Annotated in this window: 11 protein-coding genes; 10 read left to right on the plus strand and 1 reads right to left on the minus strand. The window is 40.9% G+C overall.

Annotated features, from left to right (window positions below):
- Nucleotides 1–246: 246 nt before the first annotated feature.
- The 5 genes from hutU to hutH all read left to right on the plus strand — a co-directional run bounded on the left by hutU (nucleotide 247) and on the right by hutH (nucleotide 6356).
- Nucleotides 247–1914: a urocanate hydratase gene (gene hutU / locus ABVF21_RS00125; protein WP_371017214.1), complete on the plus strand. Its 1668-nt coding sequence runs from the start codon at nucleotides 247–249 to the stop codon at nucleotides 1912–1914.
- Between the two features lie 13 nt (nucleotides 1915–1927).
- A complete protein-coding gene (gene hutI, locus ABVF21_RS00130; protein WP_371017215.1) occupies nucleotides 1928–3205 on the plus strand; it encodes an imidazolonepropionase in 1278 nt (425 codons plus the stop codon).
- Nucleotides 3202–4191, plus strand: coding sequence for an agmatinase family protein (locus tag ABVF21_RS00135; RefSeq protein ID WP_371017216.1), 990 nt, complete (start codon nucleotides 3202–3204; stop codon nucleotides 4189–4191). The genes hutI and ABVF21_RS00135 overlap by 4 nt, the downstream gene beginning before the upstream one ends.
- A gap of 102 nt (nucleotides 4192–4293) precedes the next feature.
- Entirely contained in the window at nucleotides 4294–4734 is a 441-nt protein-coding gene (hutP, locus tag ABVF21_RS00140) for a hut operon transcriptional regulator HutP (protein WP_226613503.1), read from the plus strand.
- 104 nt (nucleotides 4735–4838) lie between these two features.
- A complete protein-coding gene (hutH, locus tag ABVF21_RS00145; protein WP_303533528.1) occupies nucleotides 4839–6356 on the plus strand; it encodes a histidine ammonia-lyase in 1518 nt (505 codons plus the stop codon).
- An 87-nt stretch (nucleotides 6357–6443) separates the two neighbouring features.
- Here hutH and ABVF21_RS00150 read toward each other — a convergent pair whose 3' ends face one another.
- Nucleotides 6444–6713: a hypothetical protein gene (locus tag ABVF21_RS00150; RefSeq protein WP_371017217.1), complete on the minus strand. Its 270-nt coding sequence runs from the start codon at nucleotides 6711–6713 to the stop codon at nucleotides 6444–6446.
- Nucleotides 6714–6960: 247 nt separating this feature from the next.
- On the opposite strand from ABVF21_RS00150, the gene ABVF21_RS00155 reads away from it, so the two are divergent.
- The 5 genes from ABVF21_RS00155 (at nucleotide 6961) to ABVF21_RS00175 (ending at nucleotide 15425) form a co-directional block, all read left to right on the plus strand.
- Nucleotides 6961–7500, plus strand: a complete 540-nt coding sequence (locus ABVF21_RS00155) for a DUF6241 domain-containing protein (RefSeq protein WP_303533523.1) — start codon at nucleotides 6961–6963, stop codon at nucleotides 7498–7500.
- Between the two features lie 84 nt (nucleotides 7501–7584).
- A complete protein-coding gene (locus ABVF21_RS00160) occupies nucleotides 7585–9648 on the plus strand; it encodes a thioredoxin domain-containing protein (RefSeq protein WP_371017218.1) in 2064 nt (687 codons plus the stop codon).
- Nucleotides 9649–9982: 334 nt separating this feature from the next.
- Nucleotides 9983–12280, plus strand: coding sequence for a DEAD/DEAH box helicase (locus ABVF21_RS00165; protein ID WP_303533516.1), 2298 nt, complete (start codon nucleotides 9983–9985; stop codon nucleotides 12278–12280).
- Nucleotides 12264–13505 carry a ribonuclease H-like domain-containing protein gene (locus ABVF21_RS00170; RefSeq protein WP_371017219.1) on the plus strand — a complete coding sequence of 414 codons (1242 nt, stop codon included), beginning with the start codon at nucleotides 12264–12266 and terminating at the stop codon, nucleotides 13503–13505. The genes ABVF21_RS00165 and ABVF21_RS00170 overlap by 17 nt, the downstream gene beginning before the upstream one ends.
- A gap of 15 nt (nucleotides 13506–13520) precedes the next feature.
- A complete protein-coding gene (locus ABVF21_RS00175) occupies nucleotides 13521–15425 on the plus strand; it encodes a DUF294 nucleotidyltransferase-like domain-containing protein (protein ID WP_303533510.1) in 1905 nt (634 codons plus the stop codon).
- Nucleotide 15426: the final 1 nt, after the last annotated feature.

Below are 15426 nucleotides of genomic sequence, written 5' to 3' on the forward strand. Positions count from 1 at the left end.
ATAGACTTTCATAAACAGATGGTTCCCTACATTCATGAAACTTACCCGACTGGGCTTACTTTTAATCATGTAATGGAAATAGCTTAATTACTCTTTACAAAATAATTACTATTCGTTTTGATAGCAGCATAAACTGATATTGTTTTTTATAAATAATTTGCTATTATTCGAAAATTGGTCATCTATTTCCATAGTGATAGTCATGCTACGATTTCAATATGAACGCATTTCGAAAGGATGGGGATTATGTCGGATATCAAATCAAAAAGAGTGACGCAGTATAGAGGCACAGAGCTTCATACAAAAGGCTGGGTTCAGGAGGCAGCTTTACGGATGCTTAGTAATAATCTACATCCTGATGTGGCAGAAAATCCAGATGAACTTGTTGTATATGGAGGAATAGGAAAAGCAGCACGTAACTGGGAGTGTTATGAGGCGATCGTGAATTCGTTAAAAGAGTTGGAAAATGATGAAACGTTGTTAATACAGTCTGGAAAGCCGGTTGCTGTTTTCAGAACTCATAAAGATGCTCCGAAGGTATTGATTGCTAACTCTAATTTAGTTCCAGCATGGGCCAATTGGGAGCACTTTCATGAGCTCGATCGAAAAGGGTTAATGATGTATGGCCAGATGACGGCTGGCAGCTGGATCTACATTGGAAGTCAGGGAATTGTACAGGGGACATATGAGACGTTTGGTGAATGCGCCAAACAGCATTTCAATGGAACTTTAAAGAATACGATTACCCTAACAGCTGGCTTAGGCGGGATGGGGGCTGCTCAACCGCTAGCTGTAACTCTTAATGGTGGGGTTTGTATTGCGATAGAAATGGATCCAAAGCAAATGGAGCGGAGAATTGAAACAAACTATCTTGATACTTCTACTAATAGTCTTGCTAAAGCGATTGAAATGGCGAAGAATGCAAGTGACAAAGGAGAAGCGCTTTCAATTGGTTTACTTGGTAATGCAGCAGAGATGTTACCTAAAATGATCGAAATGGATTTTATTCCAGATATTCTAACAGATCAGACTTCGGCACACGATCCCCTTAATGGATATATTCCAGTGAAATTAGATCTAATAGAAGCGAATAAATTAAGGATAGAAAATCCAGTCCAATATAACAAATTGGCAAAGAAAAGTATCGCTACACACGTTCAAGCTATGCTCGAAATGCAAAAACTCGGAGCCATCACCTTTGATTATGGAAATAACATTCGTCAAGTGGCAAAAGACGAAGGGATTCAAAATGCATTCGATTTTCCAGGTTTTGTACCGGCTTATATTCGCCCGCAATTTTGTGAAGGAAAGGGTCCATTTCGCTGGGTAGCTTTGTCGGGAAATCCAGAAGATATTTATAAAACAGATGAAGTGATTTTAAAAGAGTTTAGTCATAATGAACACTTGTGCAATTGGATTCGAATGGCAAGGAAGAAAATTAGTTTCCAGGGACTTCCCTCACGTATTTGTTGGCTCGGCTATGGGGAACGAGCTAAATTCGGAAAAATTATAAACGATATGGTAGCGAGCGGAGAATTGAGTGCACCAATTGTGATTGGACGTGATCATCTTGACTCTGGCTCTGTAGCTTCACCAAATCGAGAAACAGAAGCCATGAAAGATGGAAGCGATGCTGTAGCCGACTGGCCCATTTTGAATGCCATGATTAATAGTGTAGGTGGAGCAAGCTGGGTCAGCGTACACCACGGTGGCGGTGTTGGAATGGGATACTCTCTCCATGCAGGGATGGTCATTGTAGCAGATGGCACGAAAGAAGCGGAAAAACGTCTTGAACGTGTGTTAACAACTGATCCTGGTATGGGTGTCATTCGACACGTTGACGCGGGGTATGAACTAGCAAGGAAAACAGCAGTAGAGAAAGGGATTCAAGTCCCGATGTTACGAAAGAAATAGGAGGTGGATTGTAATGAAAAAGCGACTATTAATAAAGAATGCGGCCCAGCTAATCACGATGGAAGGTTATTCCAATCATCCTGCTAGAAAAGAAGAAATGTCGCAAATTGGAATGATTGAAGATGGTGCGGTTTATATGGAAAATGGAATTATTATTGAAGTAGGACCAAGCGCCGACATAGTTGATAAGTATCAAGATTCTATTCATGATGCGTCAGAGATCATCGATGCAATAGGGAAAGTGGTAACTCCAGGGCTAATAGACCCTCATACGCATTTAGTTCATGCAGGGACGAGGGAAAATGAATATGCGATGCGATTACAAGGGATGACGTATATGGAAATCATGGAAGCAGGCGGGGGGATTCATGCAACAACTCGCGCGACTCAAGAAGCGAGTCATGAAGAACTTTTCGAACAGTCTAAAAAACGCTTGAACAAATTTTTGTTACATGGTGTGACAACACTTGAGGCCAAAAGTGGTTACGGGCTAACGCTAGATCATGAGATAAAGCAATTAGAGGTAGCTAAACAATTAAATGAGTCGCACCCTATAGATATCGTTTCAACCTTTATGGGTGCTCATGCTGTTCCTTTATCAGAGAAAAACGATCCTGAAGAATTCGTCTCGAAAGTGATTACTGAAATGATCCCTGAAGTAGCGAAGCGGAAGTTGGCTACTTTTAATGATGTTTTTTGTGAACGGGGTGTTTTCACACCGGATCAATCAAAGCGAATCCTTGAAGCAGGTAAAGCACATGGACTAATTCCCAAAATTCATGCAGATGAAATTGAACCTTATGGCGGAGCGGAACTAGCTGCATCCGTTGGGGCCATTTCGGCAGATCACCTTCTCAGAGCATCGGATCAGGGGATAAAGGACATGACAGACGCTGGAGTTATTGGCGTATTACTTCCGGGAACAGCATTTTTCTTAATGGCTGATTTTGCAGAGGGGAGAAAAATGATTGATGCAGGAATAGCCATTGCGTTGTCTACTGATGCGAATCCAGGGTCATCTCCCACACTTTCTCTCCCATTTATTATGAACTTAGGCTGTTTGAAAATGGGAATGACACCTGAAGAAGTGTTAACTGCGACTACAATCAATGCAGCCCATGCAATTGGTTGTGCAGGTGTGGCTGGAAGTATTGAGTCTGGAAAAAAAGCAGATTTCACAATATTTGATGTTCCGAATTATCTAACTCTCTCCTATCAATATGGAATGAATCATGTCGATACCGTCATTAAAGGGGGAGTGCCACTCGTAGTAGGAGGCCATCTGCAATGAACGATTATCCATACCCAATGTTAAATCGCCCTAGTATGATTTGGTCAAAGCAAACAGATAAACGAGTTGACCTAAAAGTCCATGAATGGATTGAGACAATAGGGGAGATGAAACCACACTGGGAGGATTATGACGTTACCATTCTCGGGGTACCTTTATCTAAATCGTCTATTAGTACGTCTGCTGCTAGTGAAAATCCTGATGCCATGCGAAGAGCATGGCGGGCATTTGGCACTTATAACCTTGAAGAAGAGGTTGATCTAGCTCGTTTAAAAGCAATAGATCTTGGAGATGTCAAGCAGCATGTGACGGATATCAGGTATACACACCAGCAAATTCAGCAAGCGATGGTAGCCATGAGAGAATACCATCCACATACTATACCATTAATGATGGGTGGGGATCATTCGATTACTGCTATGTTAATTAAAGGCTGGAAGCAAGTTCATAACAACGAAACGATTGGCATTTTACAATTGGATACACACTTTGATTTACGAGATTTAGCACATATCGGTCCAGCAAATGGAACGCCGATTCGTCAATTAGTAGAAAGTCACACAGTTGAAGGAAAGCATGTTCATACGATCGGATTGCATGGTTTTTTTAATAGTCATGAGTTGAAGAATTATGCTGATCAACACGGCGTTCACTATACTACGATGAAGAAGGTAAGAAAAAACGGGATTCGACACATTGTGACGGAGGCCTTAGCTCAACTAGAAAAAGTGGTTGATACGATTTATTTAACGGTTGATATGGACGTCCTTGATATCGCTTATAACCCGGCAGCACCAGCAGCAACGCCTGGTGGTATGAGTACGGAAGAGCTGTTTGAGGCTGTTCAGTTAGCTGGTGAGCATTCGAAAGTAAAAGCAATGGACATTGTGTGCTTGGATCCTAGAAAAGATGTAGGGGAGATGGGGGTGAAAAGCGCCGTTCATACGATGCTCTCATTTTTAACAGGCGTTTGCAGAAGATATTGATCATGATCAAAACATCCTAAATCATCTTGACCGCACATATTGGTAGCGCTTACAATTAAGTGAGATATTAGTGAATAGTAGAATGATAGACAGGTGAGAGTATTGGCACAAAAAATTTTGATTGGAAAATTAGCGATGCTTGTGGCTTCTTTAACTCCTGAAGAGTTAGAACCATTTTTAGCTCAGCTAAAAGATGTTGATTACTGTCAGGGAAAGTCAGGATCTATGAGCATGCAAAAAGTAATATCAGCTGTCGAAACATCCGCAAAAAGGAATAATATTATTTCGGAAGACCTCTATCGAGAAACGCATGCGTTATATCATGCCATCTTAGAGGCATTAGAAGGGGTCATGCGGGGGCAAATTGGAGCAGGTGACATGATGAGGACTGTAGGATTGCGCTTTGCTATTGTACGCGGCTCTCCTTATGAGCATTATGACGAAGGTGAGTGGCTTGCGGTAGCATTCTATGGAACAATTGGTGCTCCGGTGAAAGGTCTTGAACATGAAACTTTTGGACTAGGGATTAATCATATAGGTTAAAAGCTGCCTAAAGCCATTAGCGATGAGGAGGCGGCAATGGAACAGTCTGTTCCATTGTCGTCTCTTTTTTTTGGCGATCAAATTACTGAAAGAAGGGGATCGACATGATTCAATTAAACGGATCTAATTTAACATTAATCGAAATGAAACAACTTATTTATGATGGAGAACAGATAACGATTGATCCAGTCAGCATGAATAAAGTGAAGCGGAGCAGAGAGGCTGTAGAAAGGATTGTTGCTAGTGGAAAGACCGTATATGGGATCAATACAGGCTTCGGTAAATTTAGCGACGTTCGTATACAGGATAAAGATGTTGATACACTTCAGCTCCATCTCATTCGTTCTCATGCGTGCGGGATAGGTGAATACTTCCCAGAATCAGTGAGTAAAGCAATGGTTGTACTCAGATTGAACGCTTTACTCAAAGGATATTCTGGCGTGCGTCCTTGTATTGTGGAGCGCCTTTGCCATCTTGCGAATGAAAATATCATTCCAGTTATACCAAGTCAAGGTTCTCTTGGTGCTTCCGGGGATCTAGCACCCCTATCTCACCTTGCGCTAGTTCTGGTAGGGGAAGGAAAAGTGCACTATAAGGGCAGCATCGTTCCTACAAAAAGTGTGTATGATGATCTCTCTTTGCCTGCTCTTTCCTTAAAGGCAAAAGAGGGGCTTGCACTAATTAACGGTACACAGGCAATGACGGCGATGGGAGTCATTAACTATATTGAAGCAGAGCGCTTAATAAATCAGTGTGATTGGATTGGAGCAATGACGTTTGAAGCGCTTGAAGGTATAGTAGATGCCTTCCATCCAGCGATACATGAAGCGCGTGGGTATCCAGAACAAATGGAAGTTGCAGAGCGAATACGAGCGCTCACGAACGATAGCAAACTCGTGACACATCAAGGAGAGAAACGAGTGCAGGATGCTTACTCGCTTCGCTGTATCCCGCAAGTACATGGAGCTTCTAGACAAAGTTTAGTGTATATTAAAGAAAAACTTGAAATCGAAATGAATGCTGCAACAGATAATCCTCTCATCCTAGAGGATGGACAAACGGTCGTGTCCGGAGGGAATTTTCACGGTCAGCCCATTGCAATTGCGATGGACTTCTTAAAAATAGCTGTAGCCGAAATGGCTAATATTTCGGAACGACGAGTGGAGAGACTCGTTAATCCTCAGCTAAATGATCTCCCAGCATTTCTAAGTCCGGACCCTGGTTTGCAGTCTGGCGCCATGATCATGCAATATGCGGCTGCTTCTCTTGTATCAGAAAATAAAACACTAGCACACCCAGCAAGTGTTGATAGCATTCCATCTTCAGCAAATCAGGAAGACCACGTAAGTATGGGGACAATAGGGGCTCGTCATGCTTATCAAATTATATTGAATGCCCAAAAGGTAGTCAGCATTGAAATGATTTGCGGGATGCAAGCATTAGAAATTCGCGGAATCTCGTTAGCTTCTAAATCAGCTCAGAAGCTTTATGAAGAAGGTCGATTAGTTGTCTCTTCCATCAAGGAAGATCGTGTTTTCTCCGAGGATATCGAAGCTCTTACAAAATGGTTAAAGACAGATCAGTTTGATTGGTCCATTAATCGTCAGTTAATTCCAGGATAAGGCGTAGCTAATCAGAGGAGAAAATAGTGAAATAAGCTAAAAAGGACAATGCCTATTAAATAGGATTGTCCTTTTCAATGTCATCTCTTAATCTTCGTAAAATTCGTGGTCCGTTTCAAAGAGAACTTCTTCCTGACAGGATACACAGTCATTGAAGCATCGTGTGAAGTCTAAAGGAAATAAACGACGACAAACGTTAGAGCAGTATCTAGAACAGCTCGGACCTGTTTGGCGACCTCTTGTGTCACTATCTCTTGATCCACATCCTCTAGATCTACGATCAGTTGTTTCACCTTCTGTTTGGTTGTTTCGTTTAACATATGTTCTAGGGTTACTTGTATTACGGCGATTTCCCATTTTAACACCTCCTGTCTCTCAATACTTTATGTCGAAAGAGCTGGACATGCTTATCCATTAGCCTAATAAAACATGCAAATATTCAAGTTTCGAATAAATTTTCAGAAAATAGTTTATTAACCTTGTATTTTTAGAAATGTATGTAAAAATAGGTATAAATGCCCTTTTGGACTTACAAAACGTTAAATCTAATCAATCCCTTTCCGATTTAAGAAGGATCGATTTGTTTAAGGAGTTGGAACAGTCAATGCCATCTACAAAAACATTAATCATTTCCATTTCTATTATTTTGGTCTTCATATTTGGATACACTTACTGGTTTATTTCTGATTTAGGTTGGGATTTAAAAGAAACAACGAATGAAGCGGATACCGTTGATGAAGCGACTGGATCATCTGTTGACCCTGCGCGCTATGTAAGTGACAGTGAAGAACCGATTAGCGCTGATGGCATACCAAAGGAAAGCAAATTTCAGGATTACATTCACGGTATGACTCATCAAAAAGTGGTTGCTAAAGATAAATGGGGAATCTATCAAATTTCAGAGGAACGCATCGATAATATGTTGGAAGTATTAGAGAAAGTACAGGGAACGAATGAAGAATATAAATATCAAGATTTTTACGTTGAAACATTAGAAGAATGGGACGAGGGAGATTTTTCTAATGCGGTAGAAGTTCATAATTACATATGGGATTTAAATGGAGGAACAATTGGAAAAGCAAAAAGATTAATGACAACCGAAGAAGAGCAAAAATATATTGATCAAACATATGATAAGCGGTAATTCCGCTTATTTTTGTTTTTTAGGATTATAGAGCCCATTTTGGTACACTGAAGATAGATAAACCAAGAAACGGAGGGTGTAAACGTGAAAAATCAAGCCAATCAGCCATACGAAAATAAGTTAATTCATGAAAAATCGCCCTATTTGCTTCAACATGCTCACAATCCAGTAGACTGGTATCCATGGGGAGAAGAAGCGTTTGAAAAAGCGAAGCGGGAGGATAAGCCTGTTCTCGTTTCGATCGGGTATTCGACCTGTCATTGGTGTCATGTAATGGAAAGAGAAAGCTTTGAGGATGAGGAAACAGCAAAGCTTTTAAACGATCGATTTGTAGCGATTAAGGTCGATCGCGAAGAGCGTCCAGAGATTGATTCAATATATATGAAAGTTTGTCAGGGATTAACGGGTCAGGGTGGGTGGCCATTGAACGTTTTTCTAACTTCTGATCAAAAACCATTCTACGCAGGAACGTACTTCCCGAAAGAAAGCAGATACAATATTCCTGGGTTTAAAGATGCTATCATACAGCTTTATCAGCAATATAAGGAAAACCCTGATCGAATTACAGGAATCGGAGATAAAATTACAGCCTCCTTGCAGGAGCGGATGAATGCAGAAGGTGGGGAATTAACAGAGGAACCTTTACATAATGCTTTTGAGCAGATGCAAAATTCCTTTGATACCATTTTTGGTGGTTTTGGTCAGTCTCCTAAATTCCCCTCACCTCATATGCTGATGTATTTACTTAGATATTATCGACAATACGATAATGATCTCGCATTAACAATGGTTACACGAACGCTTGACGCGATGGCAAAGGGCGGGATATATGATCATGTTGGCTATGGCTTCGCAAGATATGCGGTAGATCAGGAATGGCTAGTGCCTCACTTTGAGAAGATGTTGTATGATAACGCCATGCTTGCCCTTACCTACACGGAAGCTTATCAAGTAACGGGAGAAGAACACTATAAGAAAGTCGCTTGTGATGTTCTCGAGTATGTGACGCGAGATATGACTAGTGAGCAAGGTGGCTTTTATTCCGCTGAAGACGCTGACTCAGAAGGAGAAGAGGGGAAGTTTTATGTTTGGACAGAGAGTGAGGTCCACGACATCCTTGGCGATAAGCTAGGCTCCCTATATTGCAAAGCTTATGACATCACGTCAAAAGGGAACTTTGAAGGGAAAAACATTCCGAACTTGATTCAAACCGATCTTTCAAAGGTAGCTAAATCATTTAGCATGACAGAAAAAGATGTTAATAAGCAGTTAGAAGAGGCTAGAAAGAAGCTGTATGAGGTTCGTGAAAAACGGATTCACCCCTATAAGGATGATAAGATCCTTACAAGCTGGAATATGCTTATGATTGCAGCTTTCGCTAAGGCAGGAAGGGTGTTCGCTGAACATACCTACACACAAACTGCTGAGGAATCATTCAGATTCATCGAAGAAAATCTCGTCATAGACGGTAGATTAATGGCTCGTTACCGTGATGGTGAAGTGAAATTTAAAGCATACCATGATGATTATGCTTATGGATTATGGGCATTAAACGAATTGTATGAAGCTACGTTTAAGTCAGAGTACCTCCTCAAAGCGAAAAAACTGTCAGATGAGATGCACGATTTATTCTGGGACGATAGCGCTGGAGGTTTCTATCTTTACGGCCATGATGCAGATGAATTAATTGCACGACCTAAGGATGTGCATGATGGGGCGCTACCGTCTGGAAATAGTGTAGCTGTTCTTCAACTGCTCCGTTTGTCGAAGTTAACGGGGGAGGCAAAGTATGATGTGTGGGCTAACAAGATGTTTACCGCTTTTTCAGGTGATGTATCTTCGTATTCCAGTGGACATGCTTATTTCTTAATGAGCAAGCTTTATACTTTATCCTCTCCAAAAGAAGTTGTTATTGTTGGGGATAATGGTGATACAAGCAAAGAAAAGATTGAAGAGTTTTTACAGCAGAACTTTTTCCCTGAACTTACAGTGATTAGTACTGCAGATCCTACCTTGTTAAAAGAAGCAGCTTCGTTTGCAGCTGAATTTGAAAAGACAGATACGACAACGATCTATGTTTGTGAGAATTTTAGTTGTTCGCTTCCTGAGACGAATGTAGAGAAGGTAATAAAAGAATTGGATAATTAAACAAAGAAGCTACCCAGGTTGTGAGACCATGGTAGCTTCTTTGTCACTAATTAGGTTGTCGGATGAGAAAAAATATGGTGATGAAACATTTTCGATAGAAAACTTCTATTGCACCCTTAGTTGATATGTTTATATTTTGAAGATAAATACGCGTGCCTTAAGAGAAAAGTGTGTTCTCTTAAAGAAAGATATGAGCTCGATTCTAATAGCATTGGCGAAGGTTTTCGATTATTAGTTAGTAGGTAATGGAAAAGCTTTACTTTCAAATCAAAACGGTATCCATTCGAACGCATATTCGCTACAATAGAAATAGAATAATTTTTGAGGTGATCGGATGGAAAGAAAAAAGAAACTGCCCCAGCTACTGGAGATGTTTCAGCAGGAGGAAAAGTATCGATCCAATATTGTTAATTGGAAAACGATTGAACCGAAAGAAGCTAAAACAGCGTCATATCCTGCAGGATTGCAGCCTGAGTTAAAGAAAGCACTTGAAGATAGAGGAGTGCAACAGCTATATACTCATCAGGCTACAGCATATGAAGAAGCTTCAAAGGGGAACAGTTTTGTCGCTGTTACACCAACCGCCTCTGGGAAAACTTTGTGCTATAACTTGCCTGTTTTGGATACGATCTTGAAGGATCCGTCAAGTCGGGCACTGTATTTATTTCCTACAAAAGCCCTTGCACAAGATCAAAAAAGTGAAATTAATGAATTGATTGATGAAATGGAAGTGGATTTAAAAGGGTATACGTATGATGGGGACACTTCTCCAACCATTAGACAAATCGTTCGAAAAGCAGGCCACATTGTGATGACGAATCCAGATATGCTGCATTCTGCTATTCTCCCACACCATACGAAGTGGGTTTCTCTTTTTGAGAACCTTAAAGTGATTGTCATCGATGAGCTACATACGTATCGTGGTGTTTTCGGGAGTCACGTAGCCAATGTGATTCGAAGATTGAAAAGGATTTGTCGATTCTACGGAAGTAATCCCATATTTATTTGTACTTCGGCTACAATTGCGAATCCAAAAGAGCTTGCAGAGGAGCTTACTGGTGAAGGAATTACGTTAATTAATAACAATGGGGCTCCTACTGGACGAAAGCATTTTGTTCTTTATAATCCCCCTGTTGTAAATCAAGCCTTGAACATTAGACGATCGGCTACACTTGAAGCACGAAACTTAGCGGCGGAACTATTAAAAAACAACATTCAAACAATTGTTTTCGCACGTAGTCGTGTTCGGGTTGAGATCCTTCTCACGTACTTACAGCAGCTAGAACAGCGTGAATTAGGACCGCGTTCTATTATGGGATATCGGGGTGGTTATTTACCGAAGCAGCGAAGGGAAATTGAAAGAGGACTTCGAAATGGAGACATTAAAGGCGTGGTAAGCACGAACGCCCTCGAACTTGGTGTGGACATTGGACAGCTTCAAGCGTGCGTGCTGACAGGCTATCCAGGCACCATTGCGAGCACGTGGCAGCAGGCTGGACGTGCAGGTCGCCGTCAAGATGAGTCTGTTGTATTTGTTGTCGCTAGTTCTAGTCCGCTTGATCAATATATGATTACACATCCGGATTACTTTTTTGAACGGAACCCAGAAGAGGCGCGAGTGAACCCTAATAACTTAATTATTCTTGTGGATCATGTTAAATGTGCAGCGTATGAGCTTCCGTTTCAACAAGGGGATACGTTTGGTGGGGAAGACATTGAGGATGTTCTTGAGTTTTTAACAGACGAACAGCTGCTTCATCATCGGGCAAATCGCTGGTTCTGGATGAACGATGCATTCCCGGCTCATAACGTAAGCCTTCGTTCTGCCTCGCAGGAAAATGTCGTTATTATTGATCAAACAACGGTTGCTAATGTAAAAGTCATTGGAGAAATGGACAGATTTAGTGCCATGACGCTTCTTCATGAAGAAGCGATTTATCTTCACCAGGGTGTGCAATATCAAGTGGAGCTTCTTGACTATGACGAGAAAAAAGCTTGGGTAAGGGAAGTTGATGTGGATTACTATACGGATGCTAATCTTGCTGTTCAACTGAAGGTTCTAGAAGAAGATAAGCGTGAACCGCTCCCACACACAACCGCAACGTATGGAGAAGTTATGGTAAATGCTATGGCAACTATTTTTAAGAAAATTAAATTTGAAACTCACGAAAATATTGGATCAGGTCCGATTCACTTACCAGAAGAAGAGCTTCACACGAATGCTTGCTGGTTCGACTTTCCTGAAAGCTTTGTTCAAACAATGGGAGAAAATCGCTTAGAGGAGGGATTGTTAGGGCTTGGTAACGTTCTTCGTAACGTTGCTCCGCTGTTTGTCATGTGCGATGTATCCGATCTCCATGTGACACCACAAATCAAAGCTGTCCATTCAAACAAGCCTACCGTTTTCTTCTATGATCGCTACCCTGGGGGCATTGGGCTATCGGAGCGAGTTTACAAAGAGCTAGGGGTTGTATTAAAAGAAGCCGAATCCATTGTTGTTAATTGTGAATGTGAAAGTGGCTGTCCTTCGTGTGTGGGCGTTTCCGGTGAAACGGGTGAAAATAGTAAGCAAACAGCCATCTATTTACTTGAATATTTAAGAGGTGAACATTCTGATGTCACTGAAAGCTAAATTAAATCGAATGAAAAAGCATATGAACTTGAACGAAGGAGAAGAAGTGGAAGCGAAAGTAGAGCAGCCGATTCACGAAGTTCCTCATTTGAATAAGTGGCGTGATCTAGATGCTCATCCGTTTTTCTTTGACGGAGAATATGCGCTAGTGAGAAAAAAACAGTATCCAACTTCCTATCAGCATGGACGTTACACTTTCCAAGAACTTGAGCAAGTTGTCGAACGCTGGAATCGTCACTATCGTGCACATCCACTCTCCTCAAAACACCTTCAGCCCTCCGATTTATTGTTTTTTGATACAGAAACAACTGGCTTAGGAGGTGGGGTTGGAAATACTATCTTTCTACTTGGATATAGCCAGTATACAGAGGAGGGAATTTCTGTAAATCAGTATTTTTTGCCTGGCCCAGGTGCAGAAGTTCCGATGTATCAAGCTTTTCTAGAAGATGTAAAAGAATTGAAGAACCTAGTTACCTACAATGGCAAAGCGTTTGATTGGCCACAGGTGAAAACACGTCATACGCTTATTCGTGAACAAGTCCCTAAGTTACCGCAATTTGGTCATTTCGATCTGTTGCACGGAGCGAGGCGATTCTGGAAAAATGATATGGAGTCTGTTAGACTCGCGAACGTAGAAGAACAGCAGCTAGGTTTTGAACGGGAAGAAGATATTCCAGGCTATTTAGCTCCTATGCTTTATTTCGAGTTTGTAAAAGATCCAGATCCAGAGCTGATCGCAGGCGTGATGAAACACAATGAAGAAGATATCTTATCTTTAATCACGCTATATACTCGTTTGTCTAATCTCCTTCTTGATGTGGAAGGAAAGTCCTTAACAGCTGGTGAACAATACCAGTCTGCTCGATGGTGGGAAGCTGTTGGAGAAGAGGATCATGCGGCTTTACTATATGAAAAGACAACTGGTCGTCATGAACAGGACGCCAAAAAGGCGCTTGCTCGGATATATAAGAAGCAGGATAACGTTCAAGAAGCCATCGAGATTTGGCTGTCGCTATCACAATCCACAAATGATGAAGAGTGCGATATTGAATTAGCTAAATATTATGAGCATAAAGCGAAAGACTATGAGAAAGCCCTTCACTATGCTCTGTCTGCATACCAAAAATGGAAAGAGAAGAAACGGATTCTTAAAGATAAAGAAGAGAACGAGCGGCTGCAATATATGAAGCGAATCGAGAGAATTGAGCAAAAAGCAGCTCGCTAACGATAGGAGGTTGTTATGCAGGATTTCTATGAAGTGTTGAAGAAAAAGGAACCATTTCATTCTTTGAGCGATGCTGAAATCGAAAGTCTAATGGAATCAGCACATTTCGCAACTTATCAAAAGGGTGAATTTTTATATCACGAAGATGAAGATACGAATACGCTTTATCTCCTCGTCTCTGGTATTGCTAAAAACATTGTGCACAAAGCGAATGGGCAACAAACGACAATGCGTTTCTATTATCCCGGAGATCTAGTTGGGCTCATGATTATGCTTACAGATGAGTCTATGACGTTTTCTGTGCAAGCTAATGAAGATTGCCAGGTTATTCGAATCAAAAAAGAAGTCATGCTAAAGATCATGACAGAAAACCCTGCCTTTTCACATAATGTACTCGATACCATTGGTGAACGTATGAGAAGCCTCTATGATGAAATTAAGCAAGAGCGAGATCGGGAGGCTGATGGTGAAAACATCGCCTTGTATAGAACACGAGTGAGCTCGATTATGGATACGAAAGTGACGATCCCACCAACTTATACGGTATTAGAAACCGCGGAGCTCTTTCGAACGAAAAATTATGACGGTGTGATAGTAAGCGAAGATCGTGAAAGTGTTCTTGGTACAATAACACCGCTAGAGGTCATAAATGCACTTACAATGGGACAATTTCAAGATCCTATCCATAAGTGGATGTATCAAAAACCTAATATGGTAGAAGAGGATGCCTTTAGTTATGAAGCATTGGCGTATTTAAAATTTCACAAAGTCTCTTCGCTACCTGTTGTAAAGCGAGATCGTATTGTCGGAATGGTTTCAGCAAAATCTTTCTTAGGAATTCAGGAATCGGCCTATTTAGATCTGTCCTATCGACTATCACGAGCTAAAGAGCTTAATGAAATAATGAATCTTTCACCACCAATACATGAAGAATTTCGCTCATTTATTCAAGAGTTACTTGACGCGAATACGTTGGGTTATGAAATATGTGAGATGATGTCCAATTATAATGATGAAATGCATCGACGCATTATTTTACTTGCAGAGAAGGAAATGATCAGTGAGGGATATGGACGGGCGCCAGTGAACTTTTGCTTCATCGTTATGGGGAGCGAAGGGCGCAAAGAACAGGCTTTTAGTACAGATCAAGACAACGGACTTATTATTGATGATTATGAACACCTCGAGCATAAACAGGAAATTGAAACGTATTTCTCGATATTTGCAAGGAAAATCAATACGATGCTTACGACATGTGGTCTCCCTGAGTGTGAGGGGGGGATAATGGCGAAAAATGAGAAATGGAGACGCTCCCTTTCTAATTGGCAAACAGAAGTAAATCGTTGGATTACTGAAACAGATGCTGAAGAGATCCGGAATTTTACAATTTTTATGGATTTTCGTCCTGTTTACGGAGATTTTGATCTCGCACGAACATTAAGAAGTCGCATTACTGCGCGAATTAAGAAAGCTCAAACGCTTCAAATGCTGTTAATGAAGGATACGATTCGTTTTCGCGTGCCGTTAAATCCTCTTGGAAAGCTTCAACTTCGTGGGAAAGAAAAAACGCTTGATTTGAAAAAAGCTGCTATTATGCAAATCGTGAACGGTATTCGAATATTTGCAATGAAATATGGAGTGGAAGAAGTTAATACAATTAAAAGGCTTCATGAGTTAAAGAAAAAAGAAATTTTTCATCATCGTGATGTGATCAATATCGAAACATCTCTTCATTACCTTTATACGTTCCGTGTTAGACAAAACCTTTATCAACTAGAAAAAGGGGTAGAGATTTCGAATCAAGTAAGGCCAATCGAATGGGAAAAAGAAGAGAGAAGGAAAATGAGGGAAGCGTTGCTTGTAGCAAAACGGATGCAGCAGGTAAGTGAATTAAGCTTTCGAAGGAATCGGAGTATTTAAC

The organism is Pseudalkalibacillus sp. JSM 102089, from assembly GCF_041366475.1.
Lineage (GTDB): Bacteria > Bacillota > Bacilli > Bacillales > Guptibacillaceae > Guptibacillus > Guptibacillus hwajinpoensis_B.